The organism is Clostridium manihotivorum (assembly GCF_004015185.1).
Taxonomy (GTDB): Bacteria; Bacillota; Clostridia; order Clostridiales; family Clostridiaceae; genus Clostridium_AR; species Clostridium_AR manihotivorum.
In genome coordinates, this window is sequence record NZ_CP025746.1 from 5,566,391 (window position 1) to 5,585,172 (window position 18,782).

Consider the following 18,782-nt stretch of genomic DNA (forward strand, 5'->3'; position numbering starts at 1 on the left):
AGTACTGTTGTAAACTGTAGTAACACAAGTATATTTTGGTAAACATTTTCCCGTTGTCATTATAGCATACGTTAAACATAAATGAAACACTTTTTTCGTTTATATTACTAAATTTATCTAAAGGCATCATATTTTTCTAGTAAAATTTTAATAATATTAAAATTTTACTCAATAAAAATAGTTATTCACGATAATTTCTACTTTAATCTCCATGGAGTATTCGTAAATTATAATATTATTTATTACTTATTGATTTCCCTTCTATTAATAAGTATATAATATTTTAGCAATCTTTATTCTCAATACCTGACGGTAAATAATGCCAGCATATTTCTACTAGTTACAGGGTTCTACAAAAAATTTGCTGAAGTGATTTTCTTCAGTAAATTTTTTTTGCGCATCTGCCTTTCCGAATATAGGTGAGGAAAATTTGGCAGGCGACATAATTTCTTTTTTTATTCTTTTCCGATATCTACATTTAAACTGTATACAAATACTTATGTACAACCTTATCTGAATTATAATTTTCTAAAGAATAAAAATTTGCTGAAGTGATTTTCTTCAGTAAATTTTTTTGCGCATCTGCCTTTCCGAACATAGGTGAGGAAAATTTGGCAGGTTAAGTAGAAAAAAAAGACAATGAGGCCTAAATGACCACATTGTCTTTTTTTAGCATAATATATTATTCCATAATAATCAATAACTAAATTAAAATTCCTCAATAAAAAATAATCCACATGCTTTAGGGCCTGAATGTATACCTACTGTACAGCCAACCTCAGCATCAATATAATCAATATTATTTTCATTCAAATAATCTTTTAATGGTTCATAAATATCTTGATTCTCAATATGCAATAAAATTACAGGCTCATCTTTCTTATGCTTCAAGGTTTCAAAGGTATTTACTATCTCTTTAGCAGCTTTTTTGCTACCTCTAACCTTGTCCATAACTGACATTTTTCCTTCTTTAACCTCTAATATGAGCTTTATTCCAAGAACACTTCCAATAACCCCTGCAGTTTTAGATAGTCTTCCTCCTCTAACCAAGTTATCCAAGCTCTCAAAACCAAGAGCACTTTTGATATGAGGAATAGTCAATTTTAATTTCTCTTCTATTTCCTTTAAACTGACACCCTTATCTCTCAGATTGATTGCCTTTAATACAACTATTCCAAGACCAGAGGTTACATTCTTAGAATCAATAACCACTATATCCTCTGTTTCGAACATATCTCTTGCAATACATGCAGAATTATAGGTTCCACTCATATCCGAGGATAAATGTATGGATATAATCTTATATCCTTCTTCTAAATACTTCTTATAGCATTCATAAAATCTATTTGGAGTAACTTGAGCTGTAGTTGGTAGGGCGTTATCTTCTTCTATACGCCTTAACATAGTCTTAAGTTCTATTTCTACACCATCTAGATAACTTTCCTCTCCAAAGTTTATAAGAAGTGGCAATACATCCACATCATGCTTTTTTAATAACTCCATGGGGATATCAGCAGTACTATCAGTAATTATTTTAATCTTTTCCATATAAACTCCCCCTATTTATTTCATACTAGGAAATCCAATTTGTCTCAATGCCTCATATGCGATGATTGAAACCGTATTTGATAAGTTTAGAGATCTAGTTGATGTATTTATCATCGGAACTCTTATTCCATCTACGTCATTATGAACATTCTCAGGAACTCCAGATGATTCTCTACCGAACATTATGAAGTCTCCTTCTTTGTATTCAACTTCGTCATAATACTTTGTAGCATGAGTTGTGGACAAGAATATTCTAGCGCCTTTATTTTTTTCCATGAACTCTTCATAACTTTCATAAATTTCCATGTCTAGATATTGCCAATAGTCAAGTCCAGCTCTTCTTACATGCTTTTCATCCAAGCTAAAACCTAAGGGCTTTATTAAATGAAGTTTAGAATTAGTCAATACACAGGTTCTAGCTATATTACCTGTATTTTGAGGTATCTCTGGTTGATATAGAACTATATTAAGATTCACTTTATTTCCTCCGAAATGTTACATTAAATTATAAGATTTTGCTTCATCTTATTATATTACAATATTTTATTATCTTAATCAAATATAACTAAATAATGAGCCCTAAACTTTAGTATCTATTTTGAAATAATAAACTTTTCTATAGCCTTACCTACTCCATCCCTGTCATTTGTATCCGTTATATAATCAGCAACATCTTTTAGTTCCTTTATGCCATTAGATACCGCTACTCCAAGCCCTGCATATTTTATCATAGGTATATCATTCTCGTTGTCACCTATACACATTATTTCATCTCTACTTATACCATAGTAATTCGCAAGAACTTCCACGGCTTTTCCTTTTGAAACATCCTTATTAAGGATTTCTACATTGTTAGACCCTGAGCTTGTTATACTTATATCGTCAAAGGCTGCAAGCTCTTTTCTAAAATTCTTTAATGTGCTTCTGCTAGGACTAAAAACAATACATTTTACAAACTCATCCTTATGATGATTGAATACTTCCTCCCATTCTTCCTTTTTTCCTACATATCTAATCTTAAGTCTTAAATCTTTAGGTAACGGTAAAGACATGAATAACTTAAGTGCTACACCATGTAATCTACTGCTGGCAAAAATTCTATCGGTGGTATAGAAATGCATTTTTACACCGCTTTTTTGTGATAGCTCTAACAATCTTAAGCAAGTTTCTGTACTAAGTGCATTTTTATATATTACTACGCCTTTGTCCTTTTCTCGTATTATAGCTCCATTTGTGGCTATAACAGGAGACTTAACACCCAATAAGTTAGAATAATGCAGAGCATTATTGAAGATTCTTCCTGTAGTTATTACAATATGTACTCCCTTATCATGGGCTTTCTGCAACATTTCCTTATTATAACTTGATATCTTCTTTTTATTATTTAATAAAGTTCCATCCATATCTATACATACTAATTTGTAACTCATATAATACTCCTATTTATGTATATTTTTTATGTTTATCTTACTAAATTATCATTTTCATATCCTTGAATATTATACCAGTAATCCTTCACAAAAAACATAAGGATTTGATTTATACTTTCCTAGACAGTAAAACAATAGATATACATACTAGCTTTATGGACTGGCTAACATGTATATCTACTATTAACTAAAATAATACGTATTTTCTTATTACATATTTAATATTTCCTTGATTATCTTTAAGTATACTTTCAATATAATTTACTAAGTCACTTCTGTTATAATTTAGATTCTTTTCTTCTCCATAGAATTCTCTATAGATATTATCGATTAATTCTTTCAGCATAACCGATAACTTCTCATCACTAATATTTTCAGCAAATTCTAAATCAGTTTCACTTAAGTCCTTGGTTATTTTTATCTTTCTTAATCTGGATAAAGAATATTCATATAAAGGTATGAGACTGCTATATTTATAAACCTTTTGTTTTCTTAAATTGAAAGCAACTATTCTTACAAGAAAATAAATTAATACAATAGCTATAGGTAATATAATCTTTATATATTTATAGTAATAAGCTTTATCCTCAGAAGCTAATTTATTATCTTGTTCCTTATCCTTAATACTTGTCTTTGAAGAATTGCTTGAAGAACTCTTTATATCGCCTCCGCTAACAGCACTAGCTACACTGTCATTGTCAACTGTTTTCTTATGTCTATACTGATATGCACTAGGTGCTGTATCCACTTTAGTAAACACTACTGTTCTAGCTACATGATCTCCTTGAATTTGTTGTCCACCCAAATAGACTTCTGACCATGCATGTGCATCTTCATTGGTAACCTTGTACATGTTATTATATGGCTTATCAGTGGTTGCCTTAAATCCCTCCACATATCTTGCTGGAATTCCTGCAATTCTACACATGACAGTCATAGCTGTAGCAAAATATACACAATAACCTTTCTTCTCTTCAAATAAAAAATAATCAACGAAATCTCTGCCGTCAGGTACACTAGATACATCTAAACTATACTGATAATTATTAGTTAAATATTCTTTTATTTTATAAGTCTTTTCAGCGTTTGAAGATGCTCCCTTCACTATCTGACTAACAAGATCAACAGTCCTTTGGGTAATAGTATCTGGTAGCTGCAAGTAATTAGACAAATCACCATTATTAAACAACGCAACAGTTTGGATAGCTTCAGGTTTAGTTGGAGCTTGATCAAGAAAAGTATCATAATCACTTCTTGAATAAAAATTTATGGTATATTCTGTCTTGATTGGCCTTTGAGCGTAAAAGGCTTCATTGGCCTTATCAACGTAAGTAGCATTGTCACTATTATATTTCAACTTAACAAAGAATGGATAATACGGAGCAAAAAGCGTAGTAGTAGTTACGTAATCTGGATGTATAGTCATAGTTTCAACATTTGTTCCTACAAAACTATTATTATATGATTGATCCATACTATCAGCCTTTTCTATCTGCTTATAATCAGGTACCCATGCTGATCCTGTATATTTATCTTTTACCGAACCTTTAAGATATATAGGAGATTTATTACTTCCTTTATACTCTAGCTTAAGCGCCTCTCTATCATCTATGCTTATTGGGCCTCCTAAAATTTTAGAGGTATCAGCATAACCTGACTTAGCTAGGGAATACCCATACTTATCTGGATTTCCTAGATTGCCACCATTGTCAGCTATATTTTCAACAACCTTGTCAGTAATAATTTTTGAAAACCTACCACTGGCAGACTTAGGTATTACTGATATAACTATTGATGTTACAACTGCTAAAGTTATAACAGAAGCCAGTACTCTCGAACTTATTATATTATTTTTAATTTCTTTTCTTTTAAGCTTCTTTATATAGACTCCAAAATGATTAATCCCATAGGTTACCATGCTTACAAAAACAAATAAATACATTACCTTATTGATTTCTTCATAGTATCCTAAATACCAATAGAGAGTCATTATAATTATATTTACTAAAACCAGTATGTCTGCAAGACCTCTTTTTAACATCCACATGATAATCGGAGTTGCAGTTGGTATAATTATAGTCAGCAAATTCTCTATAAGAGAAAAATCACTGGATCTTCCTGCTCTCATATTAGCATTGATTAAATTCATATTTCTTGTTATACCATTTACTACAAAAGAAGTGATAAACAGCTTAAAAACTATTGTTAAAAGTAGTATAAAGCAAAGCAAGCCCATAGTTAATATAAGTTTTTTCTCCAATGACTTGACCTTCTCGTCATAAACCCAGTATATTGACAAACCTATAAGGAATAAGATAATTATAAAGAAATAATTAGTTCCATCTATATCTAAGCAAGCTCTTAATGTCAAGATAACAAGTAATATATTTAAAAAACTTACTATAATGTTTAAACTTTTTTCCTTAATCCACTCCATACTAGCTCACCTGCCCTTTTATAAGCTCTTCTATGCTTACAGCAACTTCTTCATCAAGGATTTCTTCGTCAATCTTATGACATACAATCCCAATATTACTCATAGCAAGTACAGAATCCTCATTTATTTCGCTCTTAAGATAGAATAAAACAAAGGAATTTCCCCTTTCTTTATTTTCCATCATGAAGGTAAGAAGCTTTTCTGATAAGGTATGAGTTATTATAGCCATTCCAGCTACAGAAGAAAGCCTTAGCTTTTGCATTTGTATAAAGCTAGTTATAGGTGTTGTTCCTTCACTTTTATGCTCGATCAAATAGTTTAAGAACTTTTCAAAGTCTATCTTATTCTCTATTTCTAAAGTCTCTTCCTTTAGGTTATTTACAAATAATCTAGTAGATATACTCCTCTTTAAGAAAGAATATATCAAGGAGGCTGAAAAGTCCATTAGCATCTCTTCATTTTTACCATAAGGATCAAGTAAGTAATTGCTTTGATTCATATCAATGAATATATTAAACTCTTCACCAGAGACAGTATCAAAGTTTCGAACATATAAATCATTTAGCTTTGCACTTACCTTCCAGTTTATCCTTTTTAGACTGTCTCCTTCTCTATATTTTCTCATATCCTTTGTGGAGTGTGGATCTTCTTTGCTTGTTACCACTGAAAGTGTATTCTCAATAATGTCTGAACCTCTTATGCTCATTCCACTTACATCATATACCCTCGGAAATATCTTAATCTGCTTCTTCCCCTCTATCTTATATGTTAAACTAAAGATTCCAAATAAGTCTTTAAGTTCAACTTCATAAGTTCCTAAATCAAACTTTCCTCTACATATGTAGATAAGCTCTTCAGATATTATTCGATGCTCATTAACAGATAAGGTTACAGCATCACCTGAATAGTTTTTCTTAATTTTTGCTATGCCTTCATTGGTTATATTACAATAAGGGAGAATAAAAATTGTATTGTTTTTAACCATAGTATCAATATACTCTTTCTCTCCACAAGTATAAAATCTTGCAGTTGTAACATTGCTGATGTTTAAGCCAAATCTTGCTATAATTATCGAAATAAAACTTATCAAAAAGGTTATAAACAACATATAGAATATAACATGTGTTAAGCTACCTCCCTGAACATATAAAAATATAGCAGAAAGTATCAAGAGTACTAGGTATTTTATACTTATTCTTATTTTAGCCATTGAAAGTTACCCTTGGCGCTTCTACCATTCTTAATATATCTTCTATGGTCTCCCTCTCTCCATAGCCGTTTGCTTTTCCAGTTGAAGACATTATTATTCTGTGACTCAGCACTAACGCAGCATTTTCTTTTACATCCTCTGGAATAACGTAGTTTCTTCCATTTAGTAACGCACTTGCCTGAGCAACCTTCTGAAGTGACAATATGGCTCTTGTACTTACCCCTAAAGATATATAGTTACTTTCTCTTGTTTTATTTGCAATTCTGACTATATACTCATTTACAGCCGTTGCCACTTTCACTTTTTTTACTGCATCCTGAAGATATAATATATCCTCAGCTGTCACCACATTACTTAAATCTTCTAGCGGACTTTTCTCTCTGTATTTTTCTAGTATGTCCACCTCAGCCTCAGAAGATGGATATCCTAAAGAAACCTTTATTATAAATCTATCAAGCTGAGCCTCTGGCAATCTAAAAGTTCCATCGTAATCTATGGGATTTTGTGTTGCCATTACTATAAATGGACTTTTTAGCCTATGAGTTTGTCCTCCCTCTGAAACCTGATTTTCCTCCATTACTTCAAGAAGTGCCGATTGAGTTTTTGGAGATGTTCTATTAATTTCATCTGCTAATACTATATTAGAAAATATAGGACCTTCCTTAAACTCAAACTCCATATTCTTTTGATTATATATGGAAATACCTGTTATATCAGAAGGAAGAAGATCTGGAGTAAATTGAATTCTACTATAAGTTAAGTCAATTGTCTTTGCTAGTGCCTTAACCAAGGTAGTTTTCCCTACACCAGGGACATCCTCTATTAGGATATGCCCATTTGCAATTACTCCCTTTAATATATTATTAATCTCAGATTGTTTTCCTATTATAACCTTATTAAGATTATCCAGTACTTTACTAATAATTTCTCTTTCTCTCATGCCTTAAACTCCCTTTTATATTCTCTCTATATATTTTTGTACTTAGCAAATATTTATTCTAGGCCATGTTTAATAATATAGTTGAAATTAAGTGGTTATACAGTAGATCATATGTGAGTTAGCTATAGAAATTAATTAACTAACTTCGTAATTTCAGCACCATACCTTAACAATACCTATTTAATAATATATTTGCATTAAACATTATAGGATAATAATATTCAAATTAATACATGTATATTATACCTACTACATTTTTCATACTTCTCCTAATTCTATCTATTTATTACAATTCCTTCACATAATAAAAATATTACATATTCTTAATATTTATTAATACTTTAATTGCTATGAAAATTAATTTATTATCACATTATTAATTTTCTATGAGAAGAAAAGCTTTTTCATTATGGTCTGTGAGACCTTAGCTTTCATGGCGGATTCCCAGACAATAAAAAAGCACACCTTTATCAAGTGTGCTTTTTAGTAGTTCCTGTATCGGAACTTAATTTATATGTTTATATGATAAAACTTTTTATTATAGTAATTTTTCGATAGCTTCAGCCATTTCTACTGGCTCAGAAGTTGGCTCAAATCTTGAAACCACATTTCCTTCTTTATCTACTAAGAACTTTGTAAAGTTCCACTTTACTGAATTTCCTTCTAAGAATTGAGGGAAGTTATTTTCTAAAGCTTCTAATAATGGCTTTCCTACTGGATGGTTCATATTGAATCCTTGGAAAGGAGCTTTCTCAGTTAAATAGTTAAATAGTGGATGAGCGTTTTCGTCTCTTACATCTGTTTTCTCAAATAATTGGAATGAAACTCCATAATTTATTTGACAGAAGTTCTTAACTTCACCATTATCACCAGGTTCTTGTCCTGCGAATTGGTTACTTGGGAAACCTAGTATTTCAAGTCCTTGATCCTTATATTTTTTATAAAGTGCTTCTAGTCCTTCATATTGAGGTGTAAATCCACACTTACTAGCAGTATTAACTATTAGTAAAACCTTACCTGCATATTTGTCTAAAGATATTTCTTGTCCATCGATAGTCTTTGCTTTAAAATCATAAACTGACATAATTTTGTCGCTGGCATCATTTTAGCTTTCTAAAGATTAACCAGCTTCCTCCTTTTCATTTCATCATTATTTTATATATTTTCTAAATATAGTTTAATTGAGTGCAATTTAATTTAGTATAATTTGATTATATATAGTATTTTATTCCATGTCAATACCTTTATAGATGTTTATTTAATAATTTATATTAATTAATAAATATTTAACATATATATTATTTATTTTGATCTAAATATGAAACTGCATTTAATGCAGCTATCTGTCCTTGTCCTGCTGCCTTCATATATTGATATGGCTTACCAGCACAATCCCCAGCAGCAAAGCAGCCTTCTATGTTAGTATTCATATTAATATCCACTTTTATATGCTCCCCAACCATCTCTAATCCTGGTACTAATTGACTTGGGGATACACTATCCTTTATTATAAATACTGCATCAGTAATAACTTCACATTCTGACAGTATCAATTTTTCCACCTTTTTTTCTCCTACTATTTCAGTAGGTCTGTTTCTTATTACTTCTATACTACTGTTAAACTCTACTTCATCCTTATACATTGGTATATAGTAGACCTTTGCTGCCAATTCGCTTACATAAACAGCCTCTTCTTCAGCTTCCTTATTATATCCAATTATACTAACTACTTTACCTTTATACAGAGGAGCATCACAAGTAGCACAATAACCTACTCCCTTACCAAGTAATTCTTCTTCACCTTTTATAGGTTTACTAAACTCTACACCGGAAGTAATTATAACCGAAGCTGCTTCATACATTTTTTCATTAGCTGATAAAGTGAAATAATCCCCCATTGCATAAACTGAGTTAATCTTTTCATTTACAATTTCAATGTCCATATGCTCTAGATGTTTTTGAAATTGTTCTTTAAGCTCACTGCCAGAAACATTAGGTATACCTAAATAGTTATTGATTTTAGGTGCTTTTATTAATTTATTACTAAAATTACTGTTTCCAAATACTATAATATTTTTATTTCTTATTTTAGCATTTATAGCACTTGATAACCCAGCTGGGCCGCTTCCAATTATAGCTATATCGTATCTTTCCATATGAATCACCTTCCTTATATGTACTTATTTAAAACTTGCAATAGCTTAACCTTAGGGTTAAATCCATTCAATGTGTCAACTAATTCTCCTCGCTTAAATATTAACATTGTAGGTATTCCTGATATTTGATATTTACTTACTAATTCTTTGTTTTGATCTGCATTAACTTTTACAAATTCAACTTTACCTTCTAACTCTTCTGAAAGTTCATCCAAAATAGGTGATATCATCTTACAAGGTTCACACCAAGTAGCCCAAAAATCTACTAGTACTACATTCTTTGAATCTTTCATAACCTCTTCCAGTTTATTGTTAACAACTTCTTTTATCATATTCTCATTCTCCTCTTAATATTAATTTTATACAATTTAATTTAACATAATCAAATTATATGCAATAGTTAAATTTATGTCAATACCTTTTTAGATTATTTATTTTTTTACTGTTCACCCTAAATATCTGCTCTAAAGCCTTCATACTACTCGGTTTAGACAACAAGAAATTTTATAGTTTCCATAACAGTAAAAAAAGCCATCCTATATTAGGATGACTTTTTAAGTATAGATATTTTATTGATTAGTACCTGCTGTGGTTGGAGTGTTTGGAGCTGCTTGAGTTGGCGCAACCGGAGCAGCGGGAGTAGCTTGAGTTGGTTGTGCTTGTTGAGCTTGTTGAGCTTGCTGTGCTTGCTGTGCTTGCTGTGCTTGCTGAGGCTGTTCCACTGGCTGAGCCTGAACTGGAGCCGCCTTCTTTGTTCCAACTCTTAACACACCATTAACTTTTTGATATATATCAGTAGCTATGTTGTCTCTAGCTATCTCTTTTCCATCTTGATATGTTACAAGATAACTCTTCACTTTATATCCAGTAACCGGATTCTTATCCCATTGTTTTTGCCCTTCTGGAAGGCTAGCATCATTTACATTGGTTATAGTAGGATCATATTTTTCTAAAGTTTCAGCAAATAGTTCATAAGTCTTTCCGCCCATACCTGCTGCATTTCCATAAAAATTAACATATACATTTTTATTACTTGTGTAGGATTCTATGTATATAGGAAAATTATAAGTATTCTTAAACTTATAATCTAAGGAGCCCCAGTAAACTGTAGCATCTAGTCCAACTGGCGAGTAGCTTGTGGGCATAGAATGATTGTATCTTTCTGTTGATCTTACACCAGCTCTCATTGCTGCTCTATATAATGTGGTAGAAACTTGGCATATTCCGCCACCAACACCCTGTTCAACCTTGTCGCCTACAAATATAGCAGCATCTTTAAAGCCTCTCTCAGTGGTTCTTTCTCCGACAGACTGATTATAACTAAAGGTGTCTCCTGGCATTAAAAGCTTACCATTTATAAAACTACTAGCTAAAGTTACGTTTGCTGATCTTCCTGGATTTGAAGTAGCAAAACTAGTTGAAAAAGTAGAGATCTTGCTATCAATTTTAGCTAATTCAGCCTTAGGATACTTAGGCTTAGTCTCTTCTATAGGTGCATTAACCACAGAACTCACCTCTAATTTTCCATTTATGCTATTTTTAATCAACTTGTCCAGTTCTTCGGTTTTAATTTTATGCCCTATTTGATCGTCTGTAACACTAATACTTCCATTACTTATTGTAAGCTTAGCATCTACAGGATCCTTATTTATCTTACTCTCAATCTGTTGTTCAAAAGCCTTTAACTTGCTTTCGTCATAAGTAAACTCTAAAGGAATATCTTTACCTAGACCATTTTTTATAACATCATTCTTTTTAAATAATGATAAGTCTTTTCCTTCCTTTATAGCCTTTTCTGCAACTTCTTGAACATTAAATTGAGGACTAAGACTTGAATAGTCAAGTTCAAAACTTTGGTCTAACGCTTTAACAACAAGCTTCTTTTGCTTTATAGTTCCTGAAAAACTATCTTCCAATAGCTTAATTGCTTCTTCTTTGGTCTTACCTGAAAGATCTACACCATTAACCTTAACGCCTTGGTATATTTTATTGTCCCATTTTGATACTTGGTTCTTTACCGTCATGGCATATCCACCAAATCCAGACAATCCAATTACAACTACAGCTACTGTTCCAGCTACGACCCATTTAAGTGCCTTAGTTTTTCTTACTTTGCTGCTCATATATCTTCTCCTCCTTGATGTAGATGTACACTTTACTACCTTCAACTTGACCTGATGAATCATAGTTAATATAAATATATTGGATATAAAATAAGTACATCTCTAGATGAACCATCTAAAGTTGTTTACTCTTCATAAATCTAAGAAGTCATTATTTCTAAAGTATTTAACAATTAGATTGGTATACTTTTTTTGTACTCTTAATTATACTATAAAAGAAAATATTAATAAATATACTTTTATTGTAAACCGTATTTTTAGTAGTAACTTACAAAAAAATATCCTATTATCTATAGTGCGACATTTTTCAAAATTTATCATATAATTTCACTTTATTTTTTAATTAATTTTGTATATTTCTATTTTCTCATCTTTAGTTGTATAATTTATACTATATTAATATTTTTGGGGGTATAAAATGAATTTTGATAGAAATGTTATACAAGATTATTTAATTAATTTATTATCTACACCTAGTCCTACTGGTTATACTGATAATATTAGGAAATATGTAGTTTCGGAGTTAGACAAGCTAAACGTTAAATATAGCTTAACAAACAAAGGTGCAATTTTAGTAAGTTTCGAGGGAGAAAACAAGAACTACGAAAGAGTTTTTTCTGGCCACATAGATACCTTAGGAGCAATGGTAAAGGAAATAAAAAGCAACGGAGCCTTAGAACTCACACCAGTTGGAGGATTCATGATGACCTCCATAGATGGAGAAAACTGTACCATAGAAACCTTGGATAACAAAACATATACTGGGACTATTCAAACTATAAAACCTTCTGTTCACATAAGTGGTGATGAAGCTAGAGAACTAAAAAGAACAGCTCAAAATATGGAAGTTATAATAGATGAAAAAGTATTTAGCAAAGAAGATACAGAAGCTTTAGGAATAAATGTTGGTGATTTTATATGCTTTGACTCTAGAGCAACTGTAACAGAAAAGGGCTTTATAAAAAGTAGACATTTAGATGATAAAGCAAGTGTAGCAATCCTTCTCACTGCAATAAAGTATATTTCTGAAAATAACTTAAAGCTACCATACAATACTCATTTCTTCATCTCTACTTATGAAGAAGTGGGCCATGGCGCTAAAGCAGGTTTACCTGAACATGTAAAAGAGTTTATAGCAGTAGATATGGGAGCTCCTGGTCCTGGACAGAATTCCTCGGAGTATGCTGTATGTATATGTGCAAAAGATTCTTCTGGTCCTTATGACTATAATTTAAGAAAGAAGCTCATAGACGTTTGCAAAGATAAATCTATAGATTACAAGATTGATATTTATCCTTATTATGGATCAGATGCTTCAGCTGCTTTAGGTGCTGGATGGGATATAAGTGCTGCTCTTATAGGCCCTGGTGTTTTTGCCTCCCATGCCTATGAAAGAACTCATATGGATTCAATTGTTGAAACCTTAAAGCTAGTAGTAGCTTACTCACAAACTCTATAGGGAACCAACTTCAACTATTAAGTTTTCATAAAGGGTCCCTATATAATATTCCAAGCCTTATTAGAAAAGAAAATATAATAAAAATGCCCTTAAAAAAGGGCATTTTTATTACCATGATATAACTACTCCTCATTTTGACCAAACATAAAATATTCATCATCAAAATAGGTTCCATATTCCAATGGATCATCACTTCTAGTTGGTTGAATTAAAAACTTAGTCCTCTTCTTAGAAAAGTCTCCATCAAAATCAAAAGCCTCTATACCTATTTCTATAGGTCTTCCAGCTGGTAGATTAAACTTAGATCTTGGTATAACGTAATAAGTATCATTTACCCCTACAGTTCCTGCGTAATTGCTGTTTACAAATAAATTATATCCCAAAAGATCCTTATCTCTATTCTTTGTCCAAGAAACATATATATTCTTATTGTCCGTTCTTGCATAAAGTCCTTTCACATCAGTTGGCGGCATCAGCATATCAATACTATCTGGTCCATAATTTAAGTCTACAGGTGGAGTTACGCCTGGAATATCTCCCTTTTCTGTATACTGCCATATTCTCCATCTCTTCCATCCTCCAATATCTGGTGGAACAGGTGGATTTCCAGCTATTTCTTTATACATAGCTATCCAAAGTGGCATATTACTTAGTGGATAACCTTTTCCTGGAACCTTAAGATCATCATATAGATTAACGAAAAATACTCCTGTATACAGCATAAGTCTTCTTCTTGTCTTACTTTCAAAGCGCTTTCTAAAACGGTCTACCCAATTTACTAGCTGTGTAGTTGTTATAGACTTATCAGTAGGTGCCTCTACATCAAGTACTGGAAATAAATCTCCATAATCACCTTGGCCAAACCCATCTTGTAGTACCCCTATAAAAGCATCACATTGACTATCCGCAGTAGCATAATCTGCTGATGGAAGTGCATAGTGATACGCTCCAACTGGTATACCTACAGATCTAGATCCTCTAGCAAACTCAATAAATCTTCTATCTACCCTAAACCTTCCTGATCCAGAACCAGAGGCTCTTAAATACAAAAAATCTACGGTTTTAGCTAATACTGTGAAGTTAACCCCTTCTTTGTACTCATTTATGTCAGCCCCGAAGGTACTAAACATTGTCTTATTTTGCATAGTTCCTCCAACTATAATAATAATCATAGTATTAGAGTATTATTATTGTACAAGCAAGGTTACAAAAACTAAAATTATTTATTGTATTTAACTATAATCGTAGCATTACTGAGAAAGTTATATCATTTCCCTGACACTCAGCCCATATCCTTCCTCCATGGAGTTCAATGATATTTTTACATATAGCAAGCCCTAGTCCACTTCCACTTACATTTTCAGAGGTTCTAGACTCATCTGCTCTATAAAATCTCTCGAAAAGTTTATCCAGTTTTTCTCTAGGTATATTATCACCTTTGTTTTTTATGGATATAAGTGCATATTCCTCTTCCTTTTTTAAACTAACTGCTATATTAGTATTATAATAAGAATACTTTATAGCATTTCCCAGTAAATTTTCAAAAGCCCTAAGTATTTTATTTACATCCAAATCAACTTCTAGCTTTTCTTCAGTAAATCTTTTATGAACCATAAGCTCTCTTTTATCAAATAATGGCATAAGTTCCTCTATCAGTTGTGATAAGAATTCATTCAAATTCACTCTTTCCTTATAGAGAGTTACGCCTTTATTATTTAACTTAGTATATTCAAAAAGATCTTCTATTAAAATCTTTATCTTCTCTGACTTATTAAAAGCTATATTTAAATACTCTCTCATTTGAACTTCATCTTCATATTTTCCATCTTTAATAAGGCCTATGTACCCCATAACTGAGGTAAGCGGAGTTCTAAGATCGTGAGATACATTAGTTATAAGCTCATTTTTTGTCTTTTCTGCCTTCCTTTCAGCTTCCATCCTATGCAGTATTTCAGAAGCCATGTAATTAATATTTTCCGCAAGATTATTAAGTTCATCTTTTCCTCTTCCCTCTATTCTAAACTTTAAATCTCCAGCTGCAATTTTTCTTAACCCTTCAGATATCTCTTCTATATACTTCATTTTTTTGTTTGTTATATATATAAAACTAGTAACAAATACAATCACAGCTATAATAATAGCCATTATGGATCCTGAAGAATAGGTTTCGTTATATTCCATTCTTGCTTGTGGAGTTGCGAAAATGAATAAATACATCTTTTCATTCTGTATATATAAAGGATAAAATATTACAAATTCCTTTCCTTCCGATTTACTATAACTACTAGATTTTTTCGAGTAAGTTTCCATAGCATACTTTATAGTAGCATAGACATCCACTGAGGTTTGCGTAACATTTGATGTCTTGTATATTATTTTTCCATCTAAATCTGTCAATATCACCTTTTCATTAGAATCTGAACCGTAAAATCTATCAACACTTTTCTTCATTGCATTGGAGTCAGCTGGGGATAAATCCTTAACATTTATAAGATAATTTGAGAACCTTTGAGCTCTATCCTGTATTTCACTATCATCATAGACAAGTGTTGCGGTTTTATAGCTATCTCTTAACATATCATTTGATATCCCATAAGCAATCAATGCTATAACAAAGCATATCCCAAAAGTAACTACTAGCTCAAATCTTATACTCTTTTCCATCCTTGCCCTGAACATATTGAATATTATTCTAGCAGGCTTCATTATTTTCCAATGCCATATCCATCTAAGCAATCTAAATTTAAAGAATCTTCTATTTTTCAATTTTATATCCTACTCCCCAAACGGTTTTTATATATTTAGGTTTCCTTGGATTTTCCTCAAGTTTTTCTCTTATTTTTCTAATATGCACCATTACAGTATTATCGGATTGTATAAAGCTCTCATTCCAAACACTCTCATATATATTTTCTATAGAAAAGACCTTTCCCCTGTTCTTTGCTAAAAGAGCAAATATATCAAATTCAATAGGAGTAAGCTTCACTTCCTTTCCACTAATATCAATTTCATGAGTATCTATGTTTATTGTCAAATCTTCTATCTCAATTATATTATCTTTAGCTTTAGGAACTGAGTTGTTATTTAACTTTATATATCTTCTAAGTTGAGATTTTACTCTCGCAAGCAATTCCAAAGGATTAAATGGCTTAGTTAAATAATCATCTGCTCCAGTAGTAAGACCAAATATTTTATCCATATCCTCACTTTTGGCAGATAGCATTATTATTGGTGTATTGCGTTCTTCTCTTATCTTCATACAAGCACCTATACCATCAAGGTTTGGCATCATTACATCTAATACAATTAAGTCCACATGATTTTCTTCAAGCACCTTAAGCGCCTCATACCCATCAGATGCTTTTATAGTTTTAAACCCATCATTTTTAAGGTATATTTCTACTAAATCTCGTATTTCCTTTTCATCATCAACAATAAGTATAGTTTCTTTCTCCATAATCTATTACTCACCTCTTGTATATAATTTATAAAGCACTATCTAAGACGCTATTTCCTAAAGTACTTTTTCAACGTCTGACTTTTCAAATCAAAGTTTCTGTTATATAACTCCTAACCATAAGCATACCATATATCTGTAATATTAATTATCACTATTTTACCACGAATAATATTAATATCGAGTTCATATAATTTGACTCTATATACTCCTATTTTTAATTTTAGCCTACTTTTTAGGCTATGTTTAGTAATATCGTTAAAATAAAGTAATTATATAGGAGATGCTATATTATCAAGCTACTTAAAACATCAGATGATTAACCACTTAATTTCAACCCAATACCTTATGAAATCTATTTTTTATTATAAATAACATATCTTAATAATTATCTATTTAAATTCTTAATATTATCTTAAATCTACTACTGGAAGAATGCTTATAGGGAACCAACTTCACCTATTAATTTATAAATGCCACAAAATCCCCAGAAGCCGGGATTTTATAACAAGTATAAATTAAGTTTTTCATAAAGGTTCCCTATAGATACATCATATCGTAGACCTAAATAAAAAGTCATAACAGCTTATTACATACTGTCATGACTTTTTATTTAGGCTATTTTTAAATCTCTCACGGGTTTTGGCGAAGGAATTTAAAAATATAAATTTTATTACGAAGTGATACATCTATCATCTAAGCATCGGATGACTAACCACTTAATTTCAACACGATATATTAAAAGTACCGATATTACAAAATTTATTCAATCATCTTAGATGTTCTAAGCTTAAGCACGCTCTCTTAAGGATATTTCTATTATTCTATCTAACAAGCCGCTAAAGCTTATATTCTTACCAGCCGCACTCTTTGGAAAAAGACTATTTTTAGTCATTCCTGGTAGTGTGTTAACTTCTAATATATATGGAATACCATCTTTAACTATCATATCAACTCTAGCATATACACTGCATTTTAGTGCCTTGTAAGTAGCTATTGCCATTTCTTCAACTTGTTTATGCAACGATGGTTCTAACTCAACTACAAACTCATCTGCCCCTCCATCAGAGTACTTTGAAGTATAGTCAAAGAATGATGATTTTGGCTTAATAGCTAAAATAGGAAACATCTCGTCATCTAATATAGGGCAAGTTATTTCATCACCTTTTATATACTTTTCAATCATAACTTCTTTGTCCCATTTTAAAGCTTCAATAACTGCAGCTTCTATTTCTGATTTTTCTTTAACTACAAAGGTAGCAACTGATGACCCACCATTATTGGGCTTTACCACTACTGGATATCCAAGTTGTTCTATCCTATTATAATCAATCTCTTCTACAGAAGATACATTAAACCAAGGTGCAGTTCTAATATCTCTTGACTTTAATACCTTCTTGGTCATATCTTTATCCATGCAAACAGCACTGCTTAAAGTGTCACACCCTGAGTAAGGTATTCCCATAGTTTGAAGGACCGCCTGAACTGTTCCATCTTCTCCAAATTTCCCATGTAAAGCAAGTAAAGCAAAATCTATATCTTTAACTTTAGTGAATAAGTCTTCCTTACTGTCAATGACAACTGGTATAATCTCATACTTATTTTTGTCCAAATTTGCCAATATAGATTGTCCGCTATTTAAAGAAACTTCTCTTTCTGAGGATATGCCCCCCATTATAACTCCGACTCTCATTATAATCCCTCCAAAGACATTAGTATTTTTTATATTCTACATATGCCACATCTCATAGAAATTCAAGTTATAAAAAATTCGCTTAAGTGAATTTTTTTTTGCAGCTTCCTTTCTCAATTTATGAGAAAAATCTGGCATGCACTATAGTCTCCTAAAGAATAAAACAAATTAATACTAATTTAAGCTTCTTAGAATATAAAAAATATATATCTATAAATATAATCAAACCTTGTTAATTATATCACTTTAATTAAATTGGTTAAAGGTGTTATGTAATTCATAACTCAACTATTTAATTCATTAATGCCAGGAAACCCCAAAAACAACTA

Annotated in this window: 15 protein-coding genes; 1 reads left to right on the forward strand and 14 read right to left on the reverse strand. The window is 31.3% G+C overall.

Going from position 1 to position 18,782, the window contains the following annotated elements; genetic code table 11:
- Positions 1–708: 708 nt before the first annotated feature.
- The 10 genes from C1I91_RS24780 to C1I91_RS24825 all read right to left on the reverse strand — a co-directional run bounded on the left by C1I91_RS24780 (position 709) and on the right by C1I91_RS24825 (position 11,844).
- Complete coding sequence (locus C1I91_RS24780) at positions 709–1,548, reverse strand: DegV family protein (protein ID WP_128215307.1); 840 nt, start codon at positions 1,546–1,548, stop codon at positions 709–711.
- 15 nt (positions 1,549–1,563) lie between these two features.
- On the reverse strand, positions 1,564–2,025 hold the full coding sequence (locus C1I91_RS24785; RefSeq protein WP_128215308.1) for a tRNA (cytidine(34)-2'-O)-methyltransferase: 462 nt from the start codon (positions 2,023–2,025) through the stop codon (positions 1,564–1,566).
- 116 nt (positions 2,026–2,141) lie between these two features.
- Positions 2,142–2,978 (reverse strand): Cof-type HAD-IIB family hydrolase, encoded by an 837-nt coding sequence (locus C1I91_RS24790; RefSeq protein WP_128215309.1) that lies wholly within the window; start codon positions 2,976–2,978, stop codon positions 2,142–2,144.
- Positions 2,979–3,165: 187 nt separating this feature from the next.
- Entirely contained in the window at positions 3,166–5,415 is a 2,250-nt protein-coding gene (locus C1I91_RS24795; protein WP_128215310.1) for a transglutaminase-like domain-containing protein, read from the reverse strand.
- A gap of 1 nt (position 5,416) precedes the next feature.
- On the reverse strand, positions 5,417–6,625 hold the full coding sequence (locus C1I91_RS24800; RefSeq protein WP_128215311.1) for a DUF58 domain-containing protein: 1,209 nt from the start codon (positions 6,623–6,625) through the stop codon (positions 5,417–5,419).
- The gene (locus C1I91_RS24805) at positions 6,618–7,565 is read right to left on the reverse strand and encodes an AAA family ATPase (RefSeq protein ID WP_128215312.1); all 948 of its coding nucleotides are present in this window, start codon (positions 7,563–7,565) and stop codon (positions 6,618–6,620) included. The genes C1I91_RS24800 and C1I91_RS24805 overlap by 8 nt, the downstream gene beginning before the upstream one ends.
- 538 nt (positions 7,566–8,103) lie before the next feature.
- Positions 8,104–8,649, reverse strand: coding sequence for a glutathione peroxidase (locus tag C1I91_RS24810; RefSeq protein WP_128215313.1), 546 nt, complete (start codon positions 8,647–8,649; stop codon positions 8,104–8,106).
- Between the two features lie 214 nt (positions 8,650–8,863).
- Positions 8,864–9,721, reverse strand: a complete 858-nt coding sequence (locus C1I91_RS24815) for an NAD(P)/FAD-dependent oxidoreductase (RefSeq protein WP_128215314.1) — start codon at positions 9,719–9,721, stop codon at positions 8,864–8,866.
- A gap of 14 nt (positions 9,722–9,735) precedes the next feature.
- The gene (gene trxA, locus C1I91_RS24820) at positions 9,736–10,053 is read right to left on the reverse strand and encodes a thioredoxin (protein WP_128215315.1); all 318 of its coding nucleotides are present in this window, start codon (positions 10,051–10,053) and stop codon (positions 9,736–9,738) included.
- A gap of 237 nt (positions 10,054–10,290) precedes the next feature.
- Positions 10,291–11,844: a VanW family protein gene (locus C1I91_RS24825; RefSeq protein WP_164880652.1), complete on the reverse strand. Its 1,554-nt coding sequence runs from the start codon at positions 11,842–11,844 to the stop codon at positions 10,291–10,293.
- Between the two features lie 418 nt (positions 11,845–12,262).
- Between C1I91_RS24825 and C1I91_RS24830 the strand changes: the two genes are divergently transcribed.
- A complete protein-coding gene (locus tag C1I91_RS24830; RefSeq protein WP_128215317.1) occupies positions 12,263–13,303 on the forward strand; it encodes a M42 family metallopeptidase in 1,041 nt (346 codons plus the stop codon).
- 122 nt (positions 13,304–13,425) lie between these two features.
- Here the strand turns inward: C1I91_RS24830 and C1I91_RS24835 are convergent, their stop codons facing one another.
- From C1I91_RS24835 to C1I91_RS24850, 4 genes are all read right to left on the reverse strand, one after another.
- Positions 13,426–14,448: a glycoside hydrolase family 25 protein gene (locus C1I91_RS24835; RefSeq protein ID WP_128215318.1), complete on the reverse strand. Its 1,023-nt coding sequence runs from the start codon at positions 14,446–14,448 to the stop codon at positions 13,426–13,428.
- A 91-nt stretch (positions 14,449–14,539) separates the two neighbouring features.
- Positions 14,540–16,069, reverse strand: coding sequence for a sensor histidine kinase (locus C1I91_RS24840; RefSeq protein ID WP_238475890.1), 1,530 nt, complete (start codon positions 16,067–16,069; stop codon positions 14,540–14,542).
- Positions 16,059–16,760: a response regulator transcription factor gene (locus tag C1I91_RS24845; protein ID WP_128215319.1), complete on the reverse strand. Its 702-nt coding sequence runs from the start codon at positions 16,758–16,760 to the stop codon at positions 16,059–16,061. The genes C1I91_RS24840 and C1I91_RS24845 overlap by 11 nt, the downstream gene beginning before the upstream one ends.
- 790 nt (positions 16,761–17,550) lie before the next feature.
- Positions 17,551–18,453 carry a D-alanine--D-alanine ligase gene (locus C1I91_RS24850; protein ID WP_128215320.1) on the reverse strand — a complete coding sequence of 301 codons (903 nt, stop codon included), beginning with the start codon at positions 18,451–18,453 and terminating at the stop codon, positions 17,551–17,553.
- Between the last annotated feature and the right edge of the window lie 329 nt (positions 18,454–18,782).

Coding starts and splice junctions, on each gene's coding strand:
- C1I91_RS24780 (WP_128215307.1), bottom strand. CDS start 1,548: ATGGAAAAGATTAAAATAATTACTGATAGTACTGCTGATATCCCCATG.
- C1I91_RS24790 (WP_128215309.1), bottom strand. CDS start 2,978: ATGAGTTACAAATTAGTATGTATAGATATGGATGGAACTTTATTAAAT.
- C1I91_RS24795 (WP_128215310.1), bottom strand. CDS start 5,415: ATGGAGTGGATTAAGGAAAAAAGTTTAAACATTATAGTAAGTTTTTTA.
- C1I91_RS24800 (WP_128215311.1), bottom strand. CDS start 6,625: ATGGCTAAAATAAGAATAAGTATAAAATACCTAGTACTCTTGATACTT.
- C1I91_RS24805 (WP_128215312.1), bottom strand. CDS start 7,565: ATGAGAGAAAGAGAAATTATTAGTAAAGTACTGGATAATCTTAATAAG.
- C1I91_RS24810 (WP_128215313.1), bottom strand. CDS start 8,649: ATGTCAGTTTATGATTTTAAAGCAAAGACTATCGATGGACAAGAAATA.
- C1I91_RS24815 (WP_128215314.1), bottom strand. CDS start 9,721: ATGGAAAGATACGATATAGCTATAATTGGAAGCGGCCCAGCTGGGTTA.
- trxA (WP_128215315.1), bottom strand. CDS start 10,053: ATGATAAAAGAAGTTGTTAACAATAAACTGGAAGAGGTTATGAAAGAT.
- C1I91_RS24825 (WP_164880652.1), bottom strand. CDS start 11,844: ATGAGCAGCAAAGTAAGAAAAACTAAGGCACTTAAATGGGTCGTAGCT.
- C1I91_RS24830 (WP_128215317.1), top strand. CDS start 12,263: ATGAATTTTGATAGAAATGTTATACAAGATTATTTAATTAATTTATTA.
- C1I91_RS24835 (WP_128215318.1), bottom strand. CDS start 14,448: ATGCAAAATAAGACAATGTTTAGTACCTTCGGGGCTGACATAAATGAG.
- C1I91_RS24845 (WP_128215319.1), bottom strand. CDS start 16,760: ATGGAGAAAGAAACTATACTTATTGTTGATGATGAAAAGGAAATACGA.
- C1I91_RS24850 (WP_128215320.1), bottom strand. CDS start 18,453: ATGAGAGTCGGAGTTATAATGGGGGGCATATCCTCAGAAAGAGAAGTT.